The sequence below is a fragment of the Acinetobacter sp. KH_038 genome (assembly GCF_057839405.1).
Window position 1 is genome coordinate 2963182 of the sequence record NZ_CM174489.1, and the last position, 19656, is coordinate 2982837.

The window sequence follows — 19656 nt, forward strand, 5'->3', positions numbered from 1 at the left end:
AAAGGGTAAAAGTTATATCGAGCGGTACAAAAGAGTATTTGATTAGAGCGTAACAACTAAGAAGCCAATATTCCCGAAATGGGCGTTCAAGCAACCTATAAAACGTAAAGCTCCAAGTTTAGAGGAAGGATTTATTGAGATATTTAAACTGAAGATTATGGGGAATGGGGAGTTTACTATGACAAAAATAGTAAACACCTCATCAATACTTAAGCAAGAGTCTCTTCGTTATCATCATTATCGTTAGAATCAGAAGCTTTCTTAGAATTTAGAATAAGCAACCCATCTTCCGGCTTAACTGTCAATAAAGTATGAATTCTTTTAAGAATCATAAATATATTTAAAGCTGTTAAAGTCAGCAAAAATATTACAAATGGGTTTAGAAACCATTTTGCTACCAACACATTAAGTTGTGATGGCGGGTTATAACTTAAAAGCTGTGATAAAACTAAACAAGCTATTACTAATGTTAAAGCACAAATAATAGAAAATGAAATATTTGAATACAATTGACTAAGTAATTCTTTCCGCTTTTGAAATAGAGGAATTGTTAAATTATTCCTGTACCATAAATCAGCCTTTTCATCTAGTTTAGTTTCCTGATCAAAAATAAGCACTAGTAAGGAAAGTAAAAGTGCTGTGAAGATAGATCCAAAACTCACTAACAATGACAAAGTGTCTTTCACTAATTTTATATCTAACATCAATGAAATGATCACTAACAAAATTGGAAAACCAAAAAAGCTAACCATATCTCTGACATTCAAAGTTCTAAAATGCTGACTACAGATATTTACAACGCTTATTTTTTTACTCATGTCATATCTCCTTAAGGAGTAATCTCTGAAGAAAACTCTTTAGCGACCTCAAAAGCCCAATCTTTAAGCTCTTCTAGAGTAGGCGTCGGGTTTTCTAAAAGTTCCTCAGGAGCTTCTATTTCACAAAGAACATTTGCAACTCCATTTCCAATTTTGAATGTTCTTTTTTTACCATTCAATTCGAATACTGTTTTTACTTCTTTACAATGCTCAGTTAATACTTCAACAGCTTTTAATTTCTTTGATGGCTTATTAAGTTTTTTTCTTGAAAAAAGCTCTGAAAGAGTTCCGAAATTACCGCCTCGAACTGGAGGTTTAAGGGTAAGAGTAGCTATAGCATCTTCTTTATACCCCAAATCAGTGATGGTATCTGTTATATCATCCTGTGGTACAAATTTATTTAACTTGATTTCTTTAGCTACGGCTTTACTCCAGTTCTTAAGGGATGTCTCATCAGACAATGGAGTCATAGTTACTAAGCAGCTTATTTTCGGTCTTGTAAAAGCTATAATTTCATCATGAAATGTGGTTTTCATGCCATGCCCATTAAAATTATGAAGCAAAGCCAACCCATACCTTGATAGTAAAGGTAAATTTATATAGAAGAAATGCTTTGTTATTTCTGCATTGTCTAATCTTCTAGTAAATTCAACATCTGAACTATTTATATCAATAATTTCCTTTTCGAGACCATATTCTCCCTCTAGAAACCAACCATAAATTATTCTTTCTTTTTTTAAAGCTTTTACATCTAAAAATTTATAAACCTTTTTACGGCTTTGATCGGAAACCTTTTCAAATTTCGAATTATGAGATTTAATGAAGTTTTTTATTAAATCGAATAAGTCTTTTCCATTTATATCATTAAGTTGACTATTAGCACCTATCTTTTTCTTACCACATATTTCTACTTCTAAAGTTGGATTATAAGCTTTTACCAGATATGGACTAATTGAATGCAAAATTTTCCCCTAAAAAACTATAAATTTATGTATCGTTCCTCATTATAAATAAAAAAACCACCCTTTCGGGTGGTTTCTTCAATCTCGAACCGTCTCTTATTGAGCGCGGTTTTTGATTTTGCGGATCGTTTCCAGCTGTGCAGCAGTTTCTGCAAGAGCAGCCAATGCAGCAGCAGAATCCAAATCGCTCTTTTGATTGGCAAGCAATTGTTCAGCGTGTTTACGCGCTTCAATAATTGCCGCTTCATCCAAGTTGTCGGCACGGATTGCAGTATCTGCAAGAACCGTAACAACATGCGGTTGAACTTCTAGAACACCACCAGATACATAGATCAACTCTTCTGTACCGTTTTCCAAAATAACGCGGATCGCGCCAGGTTGGAGCAAAGTTACTAACGGAGCATGGCCAGGCATAATACCCAACTCACCGCCAGCACCTTTTGCAATTAGCATCGTTACAGTGCCTGAGTACAAAGACTCCTGAACACTTACAACATCACATTGCATAGTCGCCATGAGAATCTCCTAAATTAGAGTCGCTAATTAAAGTTTCTCGGCTTTAGCAATCACTTCGTCAATACCACCAACCATGTAGAACGCTTGTTCTGGGATGTGATCGTATTCACCAGCTAGAAGACCTTTAAAGCCACGAATCGTTTCTTTAAGAGATACTAATTTACCAGGTGCACCAGTAAATACTTCAGCTACGTGGAACGGTTGAGAGAAGAAACGCTGGATTTTACGCGCACGGTAAACAACCAGTTTATCTTCTTCAGCAAGCTCGTCCATACCAAGAATCGCGATGATGTCTTTAAGCTCTTTATAACGTTGCAATACGTTCTGTACAGAACGTGCAATTTCATAATGCTCTTGACCAACAACTAACGGATCTAATTGGCGTGAAGTTGAGTCTAGTGGATCGATCGCTGGGTAAATACCAGAAGATGCGATGTCACGGCTCAATACAACAGTTGCGTCCAAGTGAGCAAACGTTGTAGCAGGCGATGGATCTGTCAAGTCATCGGCAGGTACGTATACCGCCTGGATTGACGTAATAGAACCAGACTTAGTCGATGTAATACGTTCTTGAAGAACACCCATCTCTTCTGCAAGTGTAGGCTGGTAACCTACTGCAGATGGCATACGACCTAGAAGTGCTGATACTTCAGTACCCGCTAGTGTATAACGATAGATGTTATCTACGAACAATAGTACGTCACGGCCTTTACCGTTTTCGTCTTTCTCGTCACGGAAATATTCAGCCATAGTCAAACCAGTCAACGCTACGCGTAAACGGTTACCTGGTGGCTCGTTCATCTGACCGTAGACCATTGCTACTTTGTCTAGAACGTTAGAATCTTTCATTTCGTGATAGAAGTCATTACCTTCACGAGTACGCTCACCAACACCAGCAAACACAGATAAACCTGAGTGAGCTTTCGCGATGTTGTTGATCAATTCCATCATGTTTACAGTTTTACCAACACCGGCACCACCGAACAGACCAACTTTACCACCTTTCGCGAACGGGCAAAGTAAGTCGATGACTTTAATACCAGTTTCTAGAAGGTCAGTAGAAGCCGCTTGTTCTGCATAAGAAGGCGCTTGACGGTGAATCGGTAAACGCGCTTCAGTCGCAACAGGACCAGCTTCGTCGATCGGGCGACCAAGAACGTCCATGATACGGCCTAGAGTCGCTGTACCTACTGGTACAGAGATCGGCGCTTCAGTGTTAGTTACGTTCAAACCACGCTTAAGGCCTTCAGTAGAACCCATTGCAATAGTACGAACTACGCCATCACCAAGCTGTTGCTGAACTTCTAAAGTAGTTTCAGTACCATCTACTTGGAGAGCGTCATAGATCTTAGGAACGCTGTTGCGTTCAAACTCGACGTCGATAACCGCGCCGATGATCTGAATGATACGACCGCTATTCATTGCTGTCTCCTCAATTCAAAATAATGTTAAACGGCAGCGGCACCACCAACGATCTCAGAAATTTCCTGAGTAATCGCGGCTTGACGCAGCTTGTTATAAATAAGTTGCAGGCTCTTAATGATCTCGCCTGCGTTGTCTGTCGCTGCTTTCATAGCGACCATACGTGCAGACTGCTCACATGCGATGTTTTCAATCACACCTTGATATACCACAGACTCGATATAGCGAACCAACAAGCCATTTAAAAGCTCTTCAGCTTCAGGCTCGTAGATATAATCCCAACCGTATTGACGGTTAAGATTCTTGTCTTCTTCAGCAGCAGCCAAAGGAACAAGTTGTTCGATCTTTTGATTTTGAGTCATGGCATTGACAAAGCCGTTTGACACCAGATAAATACGATCTAACTCGCCTTTATCATAAGCGTCCAACATCACCTGTACAGAACCAGATAACTGCTCAAGACTTGGAGTGTCGCCCACTTGAGTGGTCGCACCAAGCACTTTACCGCCGTAGTTTTTAAAAAACGAAACCGCTTTTTGACCAATTAAAGCAAATTGAACTTCAATTGACTGCTCTTGTTGCTGCTGTACGTGTTTAACCACTTTTTTGAACAGGTTAATGTTCAAACCACCAGCAAGGCCGCGATCTGAAGACACAATGATATAGCCAACGCGCTTAACCGGGCGTTCAACCATATAACGGTGTTTGTATTCAGGGTTCGCTTGGACCAAATGAGCAATTACACGGTGCATATTTTCGGCATACGGACGGCCTTGAGCCATGCGCTCTTGCGCACGACGCATCTTAGAAGCTGCTACCATTTGCATCGCTCGAGTAATCTTCTGCGTGCTCTTGATACTAGCTACTTTGGCGCGAATTTCTTTTAAATTTGCCATACGCTTAACCTAGTATTCGAAAGCCCTTGCGAGCTTCCGAAGGTTGATTCCGTGAACCAAACCGACACTAAATTCAACACGGGTTGAAATTAGTAAGTTTGAGTCGCTTTAAAGCTTTCAATACCTGCTTTGATTGCAGCTTCGATGTCTTTGTTGTAATCACCAGAGGCATCGATTTGTTGCATTAACGCAGCATGTTCTGAACGGAAGTAAGAAATCAACGCAGCATCAAAGTCTACGATTTTCTTAACGTCTACGTCAGTCATATAACCTTCGTTAGATGCATAAATTGAAACAGCCTGGTCAGCAATTGAGTATGGAGCATATTGTTTTTGCTTCATTAACTCAGTTACACGTTGACCATGTTCAAGTTGCTTACGAGTTGCTTCGTCAAGATCAGAAGCGAACTGAGCAAATGCTGCCAATTCACGGTATTGCGCCAAAGCAGTACGGATACCACCAGACAATTTCTTGATGATCTTAGTTTGCGCTGAACCACCAACACGAGATACAGAGATACCCGCGTTCACAGCAGGACGAATACCTGCGTTGAATAATGATGTTTCAAGGAAGATCTGACCATCAGTAATCGAAATTACGTTGGTTGGTACGAATGCAGATACGTCACCCGCTTGAGTTTCAATAATCGGCAATGCAGTTAAAGAACCAGTCTGGCCTTTCACTTCACCGTTAGTGAATTTCTCAACGTAGTCAGCAGATACACGAGAAGCACGTTCAAGTAGACGCGAGTGTAGATAGAACACGTCACCTGGATACGCTTCACGACCTGGTGGACGGCGTAAAAGCAATGAAATTTGACGGTAAGCAACAGCTTGCTTAGACAAGTCATCATAAATGATTAACGCATCTTCACCGCGGTCACGGAAGTATTCGCCCATTGTACAGCCAGAGTACGGAGCTAGATACAGCATTGCTGCCGGATCAGCTGCAGCTGCTGCTACAACAGTTGTATACGCCATAGCGCCAGTTTCTTCCAGCTTGCGTACCACGTTAGCGATAGTCGATTGTTTTTGACCGATTGCTACGTATACACATTTAATACCAGAGTTTTTCTGCGCGATGATCGCGTCGATCGCCATTGCTGTTTTACCAGTTTGACGGTCACCAATGATCAACTCACGTTGACCACGGCCTACAGGGATCATTGTATCTACTGATTTATAACCAGTTTGTACAGGTTGATCCACTGATTGACGCCAAATTACGCCTGGTGCTACTTTTTCAACAGCATCAGTTAATTTTGCATCAATTGGGCCTTTACCATCAATCGGATTACCCAAAGCATCGACTACACGGCCTAAAAGTTCTGGACCAACCGGAACTTCTAATACACGACCTGTGCAACGCGCTTTTTGACCTTCTTGAAGGCTTAAGTAGTTACCTAAAACAACGACGCCCACTGAATCCTGTTCTAGGTTCAGTGCCATACCATAAAGGCCGCCGTCGAATTCGATCATTTCACCGTACATTGCATCAGCAAGGCCGTGAATACGCACAATACCGTCGGAAACCATAACAATGGTTCCTTCGTTCTTAGCGGTTGCGCTGGTGTCCAGATCGCCGATACGCTGTTTAATGAGCGCACTGATCTCGGATGGATTCAGTTGTTGCATTGCGCTATACCTCAATCTTTTTAAAGTTCAGTCTTCTTATTTCTTAGGCAAGAAGACGAGTACGCATTTTTTCAAGCTTATTAAGCGCAGAATCATCTGTCACTTGGTCGCCTGCACGAATAACTACACCAGCAATAAGCTCTGGCTTCACTTCTACAGAAACATTTACCGCAGCTTCGAATTTCTTCTCTAATGCATGCGTCAATAATTGTTCCTGAACAGAAGTTAATGGGAATGCTGATTCAATCACAACATCCACAGTATTGTTATTCTGTGATTTGAGCTGTTCATATTCTGCAGCAATTTCAGGAAGAAGCGTCAAACGGTTGTTTTCAGCAAGCAATGTCAAGAAGTTAGACACGGCTGCAGTTTGGTCTTCACCTAAAACTTTAGCAAAAAGAGACACCTGCTCAGCAGGTGTAAGCTCCAGGCGATTTAGATAAGCTGAAAATGCCTCGTCTTGCACCGCAGCACTGAGCAATTCAAGTGCAGTTGACCAAGAGTCAGTTGCACCCTGCTCAGAAGCGTAAGCAAATGCTGCTTTTGCGTAAGGGCGTGCTAACGTCAAGAGTTCAGCCATAATCCGCCTCTCTTAAAGTTTAGCAGCCAGCTGAGTCAGCATGGCATTGTGAGCTTCTGCATCAACTTGCTGGCTAAGAATTTTCTCAGCACCAGTCACTGCAAGAGCAGCCACTTGTTGACGTAATTCTTCGCGAGCAGAATTGATTTCAGTATCAACAGCTTCTTTAGCCTGTTGACGAATACGCTCACCTTCAGCAGATGCTTGAGTACGCGCTTCTTCTACCAACTGTGCTGCACGACGGTTCGCTTGTTCGATCAATTGAGCCGCTTGTGCTTTTGCCGCGTCCAGTTCAGCTTTCACTTGTGCTTGCGCATCTGCAAGGTCAGCTTTCGCTTTTTCAGCAGCATTTAAGCCATCAGCGATACGACGCTGACGTTCACTAATCGCATTGATTAGTGGTGGCCATACAAACTTCATGCAGAATGCGACAAAAATCGCAAACGCAATCGCTTGGCCAAACAATGTGAGGTTGATATTCATTGCAAATTCCTCAAATAGTGAATTTCGGAATTAAGCTGATTAACCTACAAATGGATTAGCGAAGATGAAGAACAAGCCAATACCAACACCGATCATAGGCACAGCATCAAGAAGACCCGCGATTAAGAACATACGAGTTTGAAGTTGTGGAGCCAATTCTGGTTGACGAGCTACAGCTTCAAGGAAACGGCCGCCTAGAAGACCAAAACCAATCGCAGTACCTAAAGCACCAAAAGCGATCAAGATAGCAGATGCAATTGCAACTAGACCTAAAGTGAGTTCCATGATAATTCCTCAGAGGTTAGGTTTATACCAAATTAAGTTAAAAAATTGTGTGCCCAACCATCCGGTGACAGTTAGGCAATACCATTAATGCTTTTCGCTTGCCATACTCATGTACACGATAGTCAACATCATGAAAATGAATGCTTGTAGCGTAATAATCAAAATGTGGAAAATCGCCCAAGGCACAGACAACGCCCACTGGATCCAGAACGGTAATAACGCGATAAGAATGAAGATTAACTCACCCGCATACATGTTACCGAACAGTCGTAGAGCCAATGAAACTGGTCGCGCCAAGAAAGTGGTCAATTCCAGCAATAAGTTGAATGGAATTAAAAGCACTTTAGCAACTGGGTTACTTGGGTTAAATGGGTTAAGTGCTAACTCACCAACGAAGCCGCCAACACCTTTCTCACGAATACTATAGAAAATAATTAAGAAGAATACAGAAATAGACATACCAAGGGTAATGTTTGGATCTGTAGTCGGAACAATTTTAAAGTAAACCTGATGAGGGTCTACACCCAGCATAGAAGCAATCGCGTGTTGAGCTACATAAGGAATAAAGTCAACAGGGATCAAATCCATCAAGTTCATGAGGAAAATCCACACGAAAATGGTTAATGCTAAGGGTGCAATTAATCGAGACTTCCCGTGGAAGGTATCACGTACACTTGAATCTACAAACTCGATAATCATTTCGATCGCTGACTGGAACTTGGTAGGAACACCAGCATTAGCTGCTTTCGCAACCAACCAGAACAGCAAACAGAAAATCAGACCCAGTCCGATAGACCAACCCATTGAATCCAAGTGAATAGCAGTGAACCCCATCTGTTGAGCTTCAGCACCGCTCTCGGCCAATTTCCACGTACCGTCTGGCATTTTGCCATAGGTCATGTTGGTCAAGTGATGCTTGATATACTCGGTCGAAGTAAGGGCATGTTCTTCAGCAGCCATAAATCACACCTGGTCAATGTCAAAAAACTAATAGAACAAACGAATATCGCGTGCTGCTTGATATCTCGCCTGCTCCTGAAAAACTTTTCAATTTCTTGTTGTGTCTATACTCATTTTTGTAGACGTGACGCCCAAAACGGAGCGACCCACGACATGGCTTGAACAAGTATAAAACCACAAAACAATGCCACCGCTGACAACGGTTTGACATTGCTTAAAATTAAAATGAAACCAACAATCACAATTGCAAACTTTCCCATTAAGCCTTTATACATGTTCGAAAGAACTTGTTTAGACGCCCGGGCTCCTGCTGCTCGAAACGATTGCCACGAAAAATAACAAGTCGCGAGCCAACAAACGAGCGCACCTAATGCTGCACTCAGGGCTGCGGTTGAGTCTTTCACGACCCAGCCGATCAAGGCTGAAACAGGAATCATACAGGCTTGTAGGAGGACCAAAGCTTTCGCTAATCGTCGGTCAATCAAGCGACTAGTTCGGCTCATTATTTATTCACTCACAGCAAGCATGCTTGACAAGTTTAACAGGTGATTATTTTTAATCGCAGGCATTATAGAGTTACACCCCTGAACATGCAATCTTTTCCCGACCTTAGTCATGTTTTTTTAAATCCGGCAAATGCTGCTAAACTAATCAAAATATGTCTATTTTTTAAATCATTAGCGGGCATTTAACACACATTTCTGGGTTTGGGCTGCCAATTGCTGCCAGGCCTGTATAAAGTCCCCTGCCCCACTCATGCTTTCATCGACATGTTGAAACAGCACCGGTTTCAGTTTTCGGTACTGATTTTCACTGGCATGACCTTCGGCCAGCAGACACATTTTGGCCTGTGGGCGATGATCCTCTAAGAACTTGATTTGTGCCACGGTTGGCGACACATGTGGATCATCGGTCAGTGCACCCATGAACTTCAAATTCAATGGACGTTCCAGATATTGATAGGCATCGTGATACGACCAGTACGGTTGTGCTTTGCTGCCTGAACTGTAACGCTGCGCCGTAGCAAACATGCTTTGTGCAAAGTCACGGGCATTTTTCCAGTACAGTTCACGATTCTCTGGCAATTGCTGGGAACGCAGCGCAGCAATAAAGAAACCGATCCGCACCGCATTGTTTGGATCGAGCCAGACATGCGTATCGACCGTATTTTTCAAAGCTTCACCACGCGGATTGCGCATCGGCAAAGTGGTCAAGATACCGGATTCTAAAATCGCGATACCTTTATGACTTTCATTCAGCACTTTGGCCAATGGTGCTTCATGCGCTTGTCCCAGCCAGATCACCAGACCGGCATCCTGAATAAGTTTACGATGCGCCGGGGTCAGACTGACATCATGTCCGCTCTGATTGGCCAGTAATAAAGTCGGTTGTTCTACGCCCTGGGTGATTTTCTTGGCAATCAGATAAATTGGCTGAGTCGAAACCACCAGACTTTGTGACCAACTGAGTGTACTGAACAAAGCCAGCAGACCCAGTGCAAGGAGACGGAACATGAGGAGCAATCACTTAAAAACGAGAAAATTAGTAAGTGTTATAATATAACAAAAATACAAAAATACCTATGCCCAATCGAAACTCCGAACGCTTCATGTTAAGATTTGAAATCTATTAATTTTCAGTTTCGCACTTGAGGTGAACTATGGGTTCCTGTTCGCACGAACACCACAATGCATTGCACGGCGTACACGACCATCCCAATGTCGCACAACGTCTTGCTGAAGCGGAAAGTCTTTGTGCAGCAACCGGCGCACGTCTTACCCCTTTGCGTAAAGAAGTGCTGGAACTGATCTTGAATGCGAATGGCCCGATGGGCGCCTATGATCTGCTGGCACAAATGAAAAATGCCAGTGATCGCCCTGCGGCACCGCCTACGGTATACCGAACCTTAGATTTCTTATTGGCAAAAGGTCTGATTCACCGCCTGACCTCAATCAATGCCTATATTCCCTGCTGCCATCCGCGTGAAGGTCATCAGGCCGCATTTTTAATCTGTACCGAATGTAAAGCGGTGACTGAAGCGTCAGCCCAAGGTCTTCTAGACCAACTTGATGCCCTTGCCAGCTCGGATCACTTCAGCGCCCATCACAGCATTATTGAAATTTCAGGAATCTGCCAGCAGTGTCGCCACAAAGCTTAAGTGCCTCTCCCCTGATCCAGCTCTCCCAGATCTGGGTCAAGATTGATGAGCGTGACATCTTAAAAGCCATTGATTTTTCTTTGCAGGAAAAAGAGATTGTCACCCTTATTGGTCCGAACGGTGCAGGTAAATCGACTCTTATAAAGGTCATGCTCGGCATTGTAAAACCGCAATCCGGCGAGATTCAAACGGCACGCAAACTGAAATTTTCTTATGTGCCACAAAAATTCAATCCGTCGCATAGTCTACCGCTACGGGTAAAAGACTTATTGGCCCTGGAAAAATGTCCTTCCAAGATTAAAACCGAAATCATTCGTGATACAGGCATTGGCAAGCTGCAAGATTCCAAAGTTCAACAGTTGTCTGGTGGCGAACGGCAGCGGGTGTTATTGGCCCGAGCCTTATTACGCCAGCCGGACATTTTAGTCCTGGATGAACCGATGCAGGGTCTGGATATTCAGTCCGAAGCGGAACTGTATGAATATGTGCGTAACTTGCCAGAAAAATATGGCTGTGCCGTACTGATGGTATCGCATGATCTGCAATGGGTGATGCAAGGCACCACCCGGGTGGTATGTCTGAACAAGCATATCTGTTGTAGCGGTCTACCGGAAAGTGTGCAGCAGCATCCGGAATATCAGGCAATTTTTGGCACCAACCGGGTATTTTATCAGCATCATCACGATCATTGTGCGCATGGCGACTCTGCCACCGCCTGTCAGCATGATTCGCGCCCTCATATTCACCCCGAGCCGGAAGCTTAAACCATGATGGATTGGTTACAACTCCTTTTACCTGCATGGATCATGGGTACATTATTGGTATTTTTGACTGCACCACTGGGCTGCCTGATGCTCTGGCGGCGCATGTCATTTTTTGCCGATACCATGGCTCACGGCACATTACTGGGTGTTGCGATTGCAGGAGCTTTGAGCTTGCCGTTATGGATGGGCGTAACCTTCTTGGCCTTATTACTGGTGGGTATTTTATGGGTTTTGCATGATCCACGCCTACCCAATGATGCCCTGCTTGCCCTGTGCTCAGCCACTTTACTTTGCTCCGGCTTGTTATTCATTCAGCATATACCAAGCTTAAGACCTGAATTGCTCAGCTATTTATTTGGCGATCTGCTGACCATATCCTGGGCAGACTTGCCGACCTTTGCCATCGTGATCATTCTGGCTTTGGCTGTGCTATATAAAAGCTGGCAAGCGCAGATTCAAATCGCGATTGATCCGGACATGGCAGTCAGTGAAGGAGTAAATGCCAAATGGCAGCGCCTGATCTTTATGTTATTGCTGGCATTATTTACCGTACTGGCACTAAAAGCAGTCGGTTCACTGTTAATGGGTGCCTTACTGGTGATTCCTGCGCTAACGGCACGATTACTGGCACATTCACCGAAACAGATGGTGATCTGGGCATTTGTGATTGCACAGATTGGCGTGACCGTGGGCTTATGGTCAAGCGCAGGTCTGAATACTTCAACTGGCCTGACCATTGTGCTGACCATGGCAATTTTATTTGCCATGATGTTTGTTTTTCAGAAGTTTAAAAAGCTGAGTTAATTTTACTCACTAAAAAAGAGTTTTTTAAAATTGAATTAGATTAATAAAGTCAGTCTTTTTTTATTAAATCTATGATATTTTTTTTAATTTCAATTAAATAAATCTCATTGTAGTTATTATGCATTTTATCGCTATAAGAAAATGTTAACTTGAACTTTAGATATTCAATAAGTTTTTCTAATTTGTCATCTGGATGCCCATTTATTGTAACATCCATAAAATATTCTTTATTACTTTCATCTATAGAATTAATTACTTCAAAACCGAACTGTGGCGATATCGAGTATCGATTATGGCGCAGTACACCTTGATGTTCCAAATTTGTTCTAAACTTTATAGCCTTACCACCTAAATTATCTATACGAATCCTAATTTTGTGCTCTCGTTTTTTTATTAAAGAGTTATCCTTAGACTCCATTCCAACGCATTGGAAGTGCAGCTTTGGATGTATATCAGATAAGGTATAAATTGCTACCCAAACCGCACCTAAAGTGCATGATACAGTTAACAATCCAATAAATAACGGTAGTGTAAAGGACAATGCTTTTTCATAATTATCAAAACTAAAATATATGACAATAAAAAAGACCGTAGAAATTAATAGAATCCAACCTAAAGTAGCCCTACCAATTTCTAATATTTTTTGGATCATTTATTTAAAAAAAATCAATTAATTTAATGAAACCTAATACTATAGCTTTTAATATTTTATATCTACTGATGCACCAGACTCAGTAAAAATGCAGCGCCTGCAAACAATGCGGCAAAAGTACGGTTCATGACTTTTTGTTGTTTTGTCGATCTTAGCAATCTTAAAACTTTAGCCGCCAGTCCGGTATAGCCGGCCATGACAATCAAATCTATCGTGACCATCGTTGCTGCCATAATGACGTATTGAATCCATTGCGGTTTGGACAAGTCCAGAAATTGTGGCAAGACCGCCAGTAAAAATACAATGGCTTTGGGATTACTCATATTTACCAAGAAACCATGTAAGACCAATTTCCCAGCAGATTTACGTGCCAATTCATGTTTAATTTCGATAGATTGTACAGGTGCTTTCCACTGCAAAACAGCTAAATACAATAAATAGCCAACCCCAAACCATTTCACCACCAGGAATGCCCATGGCGTGGTCGCAAACAGTACGCCCACTCCGGCCGCCACCACCGCGATCTGTACCAGCAAAGCCAGTTGCAGACCTAATGCATTCCAGTAGCCATGCCTGAAACCATAGTTCAGTCCACTCGACATTGAGGCAATTGCACCGGCACCCGGGGAAACACTAATTACCCAGCAGGCCAGCATATAGGCAAACCACATTTGATAGGACATGGACATTCAACTCAGTAAAACTCGCACAATATTATATGACTTATCCACTAGATTCAGACTAAAAATTTGCTTAAATATAAGACGCTGCACTATTCACCCTGCATGGCTTCAGGCACAATATATGTATTAAAAATCAGGATCTATCATTACAGGAGCCATGAATGACAGCCCAATCGGTAATCTTGCCTCTCCCTTCAGATCATGCTCGCTTTATTGTATTGCGTCTCAAAGATTTAAGTATTGAAGCACTCAAAGAAAAATTAGAACATCTTTTTACCTCTCGTGACCGCCTGATTACCCAGCATCCTCAAGCACAAATTAAAACTGCAGTCGCTTTTGGTCCTGAGCTTTGGTCACGACTTTATTCACAAAGCCCTGCCGGCTTTAAACAGCTTGAGCCGATTCAGGGTTCATTTGCCATGCCAGTAGTCCCCGCAGATATTCTGATTCATATCGCCAGCGCACGGGCAGATATCTGTTTTGCCCTGAGTCAGGCTTTTTTTGAAGGCATTCAGGATCAGGTAGAAGTTCTGGATGAGCGGGTTTGCTTCCGTTATTTCGATGGTCGTGATATTACCGGCTTTATTGATGGCACTGAAAATCCGCAATTTTCAGATGACCGTGCTGAGGTGGCATTACTTGGTGAAGATGCTGGCATTTTCCAGGATGGTTCATTTATTTTTGCCCAGCGTTATGCGCATGATCTGGAAAAATGGAAAAAGCTGAAAGTCGATACCCAAGAGCAGGTGATGGGCCGCACCAAACTGGAATCGATTGAACTGGATGATGAAGTTAAACCGGAAAATGCTCACGTTGCACGTACTGTAGTGGAAGATGAAGAAGGTGAGGAAATGGAAATCCTGCGTCATTCGTTGCCTTATGGTGATGGGCGTGGTGACCAAGGCCTATTCTTTATTGCCTATACCAAAAACCTTACTATTATCGATGCCATGTTAGAACGTATGTTCGGTACGTCTGGTGATGGAATCCATGACCGTTTGCTGCACTTCGTTACTCCACTGGATGGTGCCTATTACTTTGCGCCAAGTGAAGAGTTGTTGGAAGATGTTTTGGAAGGATAACTTTTAATATTCAATTTAAATTATAAATAAAAGGCTTTAGATTTTTTAAAACCTTTTATTTATTAGTTTTTTTTAAATTTTTTTCAGCTATCTTTTAACCCAATTTTTTATCTGTGATTCAGATTAATTACAGTTCTTCGTTAACACTGATTTTGGTATTCTTTTCTTATACATATCAAATTTTTTAGCGATATTTTTATTTATACTCCCAATAAATGATTTATTGCTAACTAACTCCATATCATTATCGAAATTAGTACTATCATCTGCAATGAGATCTTTTAACTCATCGTCAGTAACCAACAATCCATTTTTATATCTATATTTCAAGTAAGATGTTTCTATTAAATTATTTTTTTTAAATTTAAAGTTATATTTTTCTTGACTATTTTCCCCATAAATATTGAGTAGAAGTGAGCAAAAATTTCTATCTTTATACAACTCAATTCCACCACCTTCTGCGCTTATTCCTTCATTCGTGAGATCTAGTTCAAATACTTTTTCTTCAATATTTTTCCTAATGCTCTGATTCGCTGAACTATTGCAAGCAGTTAAAAATATTAAGAGGATTATATAAAATTTATTGAATATCATATCTTACCTTTAGAGGGTCACCACCCGCACTCTCAGTTAATTTTCTAAGCTGAGCCATTGTTTTCCCAGTTTTAAGCTGAAAATGGGGATTATCGATAATTGACTTCCAATCTCCACCCCATTCCAATCCAATTGCCTTTCCAATAGGAGCGATCTTTTTAAGGATCTTGATATTTTTCTGGTCTGATTTTACATCCATATGCAATTTACCGTCTTCCCACAAAGGAAACACATCAACTGCTAGGGCAAAATTATGATTGCTTTGCCCTCCCCTTGCATTCGTTACCACACTGCCAGAGGCTGTTCTCCCTTTTGCATATAAAGCATCTTGCTGTGCATATGTACGATAATCCTGAACAATTACAAGCTGTACCTGATGTTTAGCATATGCATCATTAATGAATTTTCTAATTTTATCTCGAACTTGGGGATGCAATTTTGCTATTGATTTTTCATTTCTCTGTGAAACTTTAGAGCTAGTACGAACAGAAGATTCTACCTTAGCTGTTGGTGCATTTTCTTTATTCTTAGATGCGTCCTGTTTTACTATTGGTGGAGTAAAAGGCTTTTTATCTTCATTTTTTGTTTTCGCAATAGTAAATACTACTTTACGATCATAAACTTTTAATTTTTGATTTTTAATAAGCTTCTCATTACTAAGTCCATTAAGTTTTTTAATCTCATCAACGGTATTATCTGTCAGTTTAGCAATTAAAGGTAAATTATCTTTTTCCTGAATAACAATAACTTTTAATTTTTCTTGCTCAACTGATGTTGGTAGTTCTATTTTAGATTTATTTTCCTGTAAAGGAGTTGATATTTCAATTTTCTTGATAGGAATTTTTAGAACTTGTCCAGGATGGATATCGGTATCATTTTTTAGACTATTTATTCTTATCAATTCCGCTATAGTGGTATTATTATCAGCTGCTATCCGAGAAAGATAATCACCTTCAGCAACGATATATGTTGATCTTACATATGTCCCTGTTGCTACATCCTTAGTTGAAAGGTTCACTCCTTTCAACAATACTTTCGGGCTACGAACAATAAAAATGGTCTTTTCCCCCATAAGTCTTATCTTAACTTTCGATTTATATTCACTTGATATCATGCTTTTAATTTTTACATCAATAATTGTACCAACTGGCCGTTTAATCCATACTGACTCCCCACTTGCAGATGTAACATAATCAGAAATTAATATTGAATCTACCCATAGTTGATGAATCAAACCATTAATTGGTTGGTCAAGAGCATCTAAAAATTTAATATTTGCAAGACAATCCATAATTAATCCTCTTTTTCATTATTGCGGTCTTGTTCACAAGCACTACAAATATGTTCAATTTCTTCTAAATTTTCATCATCAGCAAATACAGTCCATTCATCTTCAGTACCAATCAGAATGTCGTAATTTTCGTTCTTGTAAGCATTGATACGTTGAGTTCGACCATGTTGATCAAGTGTTCCAAATATGTAGGTATTGTTTTTATTATTGATCAATTTATATTTAACATCTGCAAAGTTAGTCTCATAGAACAGATCATAAAAATCCCATTTATTTGTAAATTTTTTAATATCTTTAGCCATAGGTAAAACCGGTATTTCAGTTTTAACTTTTGCTCCATTAACAAAACTATGCTGCCCTGCCTTACATTCAAATTTCCCACCAGTTGTGACCACCACTCCACCACCATTGATCTTAATTTGAGACCCTCCAGCGGTCAGTACAATCTCCTTCGGACTGGTGATTTCGATCTTGTCTTCAGTTGAAATCAGCTTCATTACCTTGCGCGCAATCATTTCGATAGCCTCATCTTGCGCCTGTATTTCAACCTTACCTTGGCCTGCATATAAACGTGCGCCGTCCTGGGCAGCAAATAGGCTGATCTTGTTCTGGGCATGTGCAATCAAGGACTGTTGAGTCGACAGGTGAATGTTCTCTCCCGCACTCTGATTGATCTGCTGGTCTGCAGATAAATGGATATTTTCATTTGTACTCAGCGCAATCGAATGTGGTGCGGTTAATAACATGACAGCCTGTTTAAATGCCGTGGCTTTGCTCGCATCTTCAGTTTCAAGCTGATTCAAAAACTGCTTTAAGCTATTAAAAAGTTCGAGCGGATCAGTCTGCTGTGCTTCTGCCAAGTCACTCAGGACTTTGCTGTTATTCAGACTGGATTGCATCTGGTTTTCAGCTGGGTAGGCCTCCAGGTGATGACCTTTAGCTGAGTCTTGCTGATAGGTCGAAAGCAATAAGCCTTGGCCTGCGCGTATTGCGCCCCACTGATCTGTCCTCAGCTCAAACCCTTCACCTCGAGCTTCGCTAGTTTCATTTTCTTTGGGATGACTCAAATGCCCCAGATTCAGCTGACTGGCTGCATGACTACTTTGCAACTGCACACTAATCTGATTTGTCGTGTCATCAAAACGTAGCTGGTTAAAGCCCTCACCATCGACCTCTTGTGAACGGATTCCACTAAGCTTTTTCGTGTCCGGCAATTGTCCCTTGGCATCAAACATCGCCGGATATCGTTCTGCTTCATGAATCCTCCCCATGACAAAGGGCCGGTCAATATCACCCTCAAAAAAGTCAATTACTACCATTTCACCAACTCGTGGATGCAGCCTGACCCCATAACCCTCACCGGCCCAAGGGGTCAATACATCGACCCAGGCGGAATCGCTGTTATTGTCATTACTGCCTGCACCGGCATCATGTTGCTGGTCATCACTGCGTGTAAACAAGAAGCGGACTTTGACTCTTCCCCATGCATCGACGTGAATCGTCTCACCTTCAGGCCCCACGACTCTGGCCCGTTGTGGATAGGCAGCGGGGCGATGCATAAAAGGCTGATATTCAGGGACAATCGGGATATCACGACGCACGATCTCCAGCTCATTGGCCTGTCGTTCCTCTTCGGATAATCCCAGCCATCCACTTTGATCCACTAAGCCATCTAACTGTTCTAAAATGTCTTTGGGTAAATTATTCTGGTTATAAAAGCGTTTAGCCAAAATCAGAAATTCACGTTCATGGGCAGGATGCTGATCAATTTCAGCATGCTGTTTTAATTCAAACCAGTATCCGACCTGAGCATCACGTACGCTGCTACTGGCTTTAAAATATTTGGATTGCAGAGCATGATAATGATTGAACTGCTGATTCAGTCGCTCCAGTTGTGCCGTACCAGATGCCGTTACCTGATCCTCATGATTTAAATCGCCTGTCCAGGCCGGACTGATGCTCCAGGCATCTTCAAGGCTTAAACTGGCCGTATCCTGCACGCTACTTTGCTGATGGGTACTCAATAGAGGCTGGCTTTGATCCTGAGCCAGTTGCTGGGCCTGCCAGCGCTGGGTATGGACGCTACTGGAACGAAGCTGACGTATAGCAATCAGCCTGCTCAGCGTATCCAGCTGTTCGGTGGCATGACTGCGATGGAAACGGATAGAACGGCGTTTTAATGCCGTAAAAGCTTGAGCATGATCAATTAAACGCAGGATCTGTGGCTGAATCTCAGTAGTGGAGACCGGCACAATCAACTGCTTTTCATCAATTAGCCAGTTCATTCCTTCGCTGCGCCATAAGCGTGTCAGAAAATCATAATCCGATTCATTGGACTGCATTACAAAAGGGCGTACATCGTAGTCCCGATTTAACCCGGTCAAGTCCAGACTGAGGCTGGCTGCGAATAATGCACTTCTGTTTTGCCATTCATTAAACAGAATTTCACTGATTTCGACTACGCTTTTATTCATAAAGACACGACTATTGCGGCGTTTATGCCAAAGTGCCGTGGCGTCCTGCAGAGTCAGTTTATACAGGCTCAAGCCGCCGTCACTGTGGCCCTGACTTGCTGCAGTAATGATACCCGTGGTTCGAAAAAGCTCACCACGATCTGTCACCTGATCTACAGCCACCTGACAGCCAATAAATTGCTTTAAAGCAATATTGGCCTGCGTAGACAGACAGATCAGTTCTGCTTGTAATCCCTGATTAATCTGATGCTGACCATCAATCCGCTGAATAAACACTTGATGATTTAAAGACTGATGCGAAAACTGAAGATGTAGCGCACGATGTTGCCGATTAAGACCAAGTTGCTCCAGCAGCAAATGAATATGTTTTGGCATGTTATGGTTATAATTTTAAGTATTATTATTGTGGGGCAAATTCTAGAAAAAGTTGCTCATTTCGTCCAGCTCAGCATGCATTTCACATAATTAGGCATTTAATTTTTTAATCCTTCATCAATGCTGCATCTGTGCATTTTCTACCGGACTATGTAGATGAGACCCAATAATGAGGTCAAATATTTCAGAATTTTCTGATGCTGTAGAACGAAACTTGCTGCTA

Annotated in this window: 21 protein-coding genes; 4 read left to right on the forward strand and 17 right to left on the reverse strand. The window is 41.8% G+C overall.

Going from position 1 to position 19656, the window contains the following annotated elements:
* Window positions 1-209 precede the first annotated feature (209 nt).
* The 12 genes from AC3IT7_RS14085 to AC3IT7_RS14140 all read right to left on the reverse strand — a co-directional run bounded on the left by AC3IT7_RS14085 (window position 210) and on the right by AC3IT7_RS14140 (window position 10070).
* Window positions 210-818 (reverse strand): hypothetical protein, encoded by a 609-nt coding sequence (locus AC3IT7_RS14085; protein ID WP_489248872.1) that lies wholly within the window; start codon window positions 816-818, stop codon window positions 210-212.
* Between the two features lie 11 nt (window positions 819-829).
* A complete protein-coding gene (locus AC3IT7_RS14090) occupies window positions 830-1780 on the reverse strand; it encodes a hypothetical protein (RefSeq protein WP_489248873.1) in 951 nt (316 codons plus the stop codon).
* 96 nt (window positions 1781-1876) lie between these two features.
* A complete protein-coding gene (locus AC3IT7_RS14095; RefSeq protein WP_005094544.1) occupies window positions 1877-2296 on the reverse strand; it encodes a F0F1 ATP synthase subunit epsilon in 420 nt (139 codons plus the stop codon).
* Between the two features lie 27 nt (window positions 2297-2323).
* Window positions 2324-3718 (reverse strand): F0F1 ATP synthase subunit beta, encoded by a 1395-nt coding sequence (gene atpD / locus AC3IT7_RS14100; protein ID WP_148334829.1) that lies wholly within the window; start codon window positions 3716-3718, stop codon window positions 2324-2326.
* 26 nt (window positions 3719-3744) lie between these two features.
* A complete protein-coding gene (gene atpG, locus AC3IT7_RS14105; RefSeq protein WP_005105137.1) occupies window positions 3745-4614 on the reverse strand; it encodes a F0F1 ATP synthase subunit gamma in 870 nt (289 codons plus the stop codon).
* A gap of 89 nt (window positions 4615-4703) precedes the next feature.
* Complete coding sequence (gene atpA / locus AC3IT7_RS14110) at window positions 4704-6248, reverse strand: F0F1 ATP synthase subunit alpha (RefSeq protein WP_475655206.1); 1545 nt, start codon at window positions 6246-6248, stop codon at window positions 4704-4706.
* Window positions 6249-6291: 43 nt separating this feature from the next.
* Window positions 6292-6828 carry a F0F1 ATP synthase subunit delta gene (locus AC3IT7_RS14115; RefSeq protein WP_489248874.1) on the reverse strand — a complete coding sequence of 179 codons (537 nt, stop codon included), beginning with the start codon at window positions 6826-6828 and terminating at the stop codon, window positions 6292-6294.
* 12 nt (window positions 6829-6840) lie between these two features.
* Window positions 6841-7311: a F0F1 ATP synthase subunit B gene (locus AC3IT7_RS14120; protein WP_004970142.1), complete on the reverse strand. Its 471-nt coding sequence runs from the start codon at window positions 7309-7311 to the stop codon at window positions 6841-6843.
* Window positions 7312-7350: 39 nt separating this feature from the next.
* Window positions 7351-7596, reverse strand: a complete 246-nt coding sequence (gene atpE / locus AC3IT7_RS14125) for a F0F1 ATP synthase subunit C (RefSeq protein WP_000424060.1) — start codon at window positions 7594-7596, stop codon at window positions 7351-7353.
* A gap of 84 nt (window positions 7597-7680) precedes the next feature.
* Entirely contained in the window at window positions 7681-8556 is an 876-nt protein-coding gene (atpB, locus tag AC3IT7_RS14130) for a F0F1 ATP synthase subunit A (protein WP_004644859.1), read from the reverse strand.
* Between the two features lie 110 nt (window positions 8557-8666).
* Window positions 8667-9059, reverse strand: a complete 393-nt coding sequence (locus AC3IT7_RS14135) for an ATP synthase subunit I (protein WP_004280982.1) — start codon at window positions 9057-9059, stop codon at window positions 8667-8669.
* A gap of 174 nt (window positions 9060-9233) precedes the next feature.
* Window positions 9234-10070: a metal ABC transporter solute-binding protein, Zn/Mn family gene (locus tag AC3IT7_RS14140; protein ID WP_475655207.1), complete on the reverse strand. Its 837-nt coding sequence runs from the start codon at window positions 10068-10070 to the stop codon at window positions 9234-9236.
* A 146-nt stretch (window positions 10071-10216) separates the two neighbouring features.
* Here AC3IT7_RS14140 and AC3IT7_RS14145 point away from each other — a divergent pair, with 146 nt between their 5' ends.
* The 3 genes from AC3IT7_RS14145 to znuB are packed head-to-tail and all read left to right on the forward strand — an operon-like array spanning window position 10217 to window position 12282.
* Complete coding sequence (locus AC3IT7_RS14145) at window positions 10217-10714, forward strand: transcriptional repressor (protein ID WP_489248875.1); 498 nt, start codon at window positions 10217-10219, stop codon at window positions 10712-10714.
* Window positions 10696-11478 (forward strand): zinc ABC transporter ATP-binding protein ZnuC, encoded by a 783-nt coding sequence (znuC, locus tag AC3IT7_RS14150; protein WP_475655209.1) that lies wholly within the window; start codon window positions 10696-10698, stop codon window positions 11476-11478. The genes AC3IT7_RS14145 and znuC overlap by 19 nt, the downstream gene beginning before the upstream one ends.
* A gap of 3 nt (window positions 11479-11481) precedes the next feature.
* Complete coding sequence (gene znuB, locus AC3IT7_RS14155) at window positions 11482-12282, forward strand: zinc ABC transporter permease subunit ZnuB (protein ID WP_489248876.1); 801 nt, start codon at window positions 11482-11484, stop codon at window positions 12280-12282.
* 49 nt (window positions 12283-12331) lie between these two features.
* Here the strand turns inward: znuB and AC3IT7_RS14160 are convergent, their stop codons facing one another.
* Together AC3IT7_RS14160 and AC3IT7_RS14165 are read right to left on the reverse strand one after the other, a co-directional pair.
* Entirely contained in the window at window positions 12332-12934 is a 603-nt protein-coding gene (locus AC3IT7_RS14160; protein WP_489248877.1) for a hypothetical protein, read from the reverse strand.
* A gap of 62 nt (window positions 12935-12996) precedes the next feature.
* Entirely contained in the window at window positions 12997-13617 is a 621-nt protein-coding gene (locus AC3IT7_RS14165; protein WP_489248878.1) for a LysE family transporter, read from the reverse strand.
* A gap of 161 nt (window positions 13618-13778) precedes the next feature.
* Between AC3IT7_RS14165 and AC3IT7_RS14170 the strand changes: the two genes are divergently transcribed.
* Window positions 13779-14699, forward strand: coding sequence for a Dyp-type peroxidase (locus tag AC3IT7_RS14170; RefSeq protein WP_489248879.1), 921 nt, complete (start codon window positions 13779-13781; stop codon window positions 14697-14699).
* Window positions 14700-14822: 123 nt separating this feature from the next.
* Here AC3IT7_RS14170 and AC3IT7_RS14175 read toward each other — a convergent pair whose 3' ends face one another.
* The 3 genes from AC3IT7_RS14175 to AC3IT7_RS14185 are packed head-to-tail and all read right to left on the reverse strand — an operon-like array spanning window position 14823 to window position 19433.
* The gene (locus tag AC3IT7_RS14175) at window positions 14823-15293 is read right to left on the reverse strand and encodes a hypothetical protein (RefSeq protein WP_489248880.1); all 471 of its coding nucleotides are present in this window, start codon (window positions 15291-15293) and stop codon (window positions 14823-14825) included.
* Window positions 15280-16584, reverse strand: a complete 1305-nt coding sequence (locus tag AC3IT7_RS14180; RefSeq protein WP_489248881.1) for a LysM peptidoglycan-binding domain-containing protein — start codon at window positions 16582-16584, stop codon at window positions 15280-15282. The genes AC3IT7_RS14175 and AC3IT7_RS14180 overlap by 14 nt, the downstream gene beginning before the upstream one ends.
* Window positions 16585-16586: 2 nt before the next feature.
* The gene (locus AC3IT7_RS14185; RefSeq protein WP_489248882.1) at window positions 16587-19433 is read right to left on the reverse strand and encodes a type VI secretion system Vgr family protein; all 2847 of its coding nucleotides are present in this window, start codon (window positions 19431-19433) and stop codon (window positions 16587-16589) included.
* Window positions 19434-19656 lie beyond the last annotated feature (223 nt).

Coding starts and splice junctions, on each gene's coding strand:
- AC3IT7_RS14085 (WP_489248872.1), bottom strand. CDS start 818: ATGAGTAAAAAAATAAGCGTTGTAAATATCTGTAGTCAGCATTTTAGA.
- AC3IT7_RS14095 (WP_005094544.1), bottom strand. CDS start 2,296: ATGGCGACTATGCAATGTGATGTTGTAAGTGTTCAGGAGTCTTTGTAC.
- atpD (WP_148334829.1), bottom strand. CDS start 3,718: ATGAATAGCGGTCGTATCATTCAGATCATCGGCGCGGTTATCGACGTC.
- atpG (WP_005105137.1), bottom strand. CDS start 4,614: ATGGCAAATTTAAAAGAAATTCGCGCCAAAGTAGCTAGTATCAAGAGC.
- atpA (WP_475655206.1), bottom strand. CDS start 6,248: ATGCAACAACTGAATCCATCCGAGATCAGTGCGCTCATTAAACAGCGT.
- AC3IT7_RS14115 (WP_489248874.1), bottom strand. CDS start 6,828: ATGGCTGAACTCTTGACGTTAGCACGCCCTTACGCAAAAGCAGCATTT.
- AC3IT7_RS14120 (WP_004970142.1), bottom strand. CDS start 7,311: ATGAATATCAACCTCACATTGTTTGGCCAAGCGATTGCGTTTGCGATT.
- atpE (WP_000424060.1), bottom strand. CDS start 7,596: ATGGAACTCACTTTAGGTCTAGTTGCAATTGCATCTGCTATCTTGATC.
- atpB (WP_004644859.1), bottom strand. CDS start 8,556: ATGGCTGCTGAAGAACATGCCCTTACTTCGACCGAGTATATCAAGCAT.
- AC3IT7_RS14135 (WP_004280982.1), bottom strand. CDS start 9,059: ATGAGCCGAACTAGTCGCTTGATTGACCGACGATTAGCGAAAGCTTTG.
- AC3IT7_RS14140 (WP_475655207.1), bottom strand. CDS start 10,070: ATGTTCCGTCTCCTTGCACTGGGTCTGCTGGCTTTGTTCAGTACACTC.
- AC3IT7_RS14145 (WP_489248875.1), top strand. CDS start 10,217: ATGGGTTCCTGTTCGCACGAACACCACAATGCATTGCACGGCGTACAC.
- znuB (WP_489248876.1), top strand. CDS start 11,482: ATGATGGATTGGTTACAACTCCTTTTACCTGCATGGATCATGGGTACA.
- AC3IT7_RS14160 (WP_489248877.1), bottom strand. CDS start 12,934: ATGATCCAAAAAATATTAGAAATTGGTAGGGCTACTTTAGGTTGGATT.
- AC3IT7_RS14165 (WP_489248878.1), bottom strand. CDS start 13,617: ATGTCCTATCAAATGTGGTTTGCCTATATGCTGGCCTGCTGGGTAATT.
- AC3IT7_RS14170 (WP_489248879.1), top strand. CDS start 13,779: ATGACAGCCCAATCGGTAATCTTGCCTCTCCCTTCAGATCATGCTCGC.
- AC3IT7_RS14175 (WP_489248880.1), bottom strand. CDS start 15,293: ATGATATTCAATAAATTTTATATAATCCTCTTAATATTTTTAACTGCT.
- AC3IT7_RS14180 (WP_489248881.1), bottom strand. CDS start 16,584: ATGGATTGTCTTGCAAATATTAAATTTTTAGATGCTCTTGACCAACCA.
- AC3IT7_RS14185 (WP_489248882.1), bottom strand. CDS start 19,433: ATGCCAAAACATATTCATTTGCTGCTGGAGCAACTTGGTCTTAATCGG.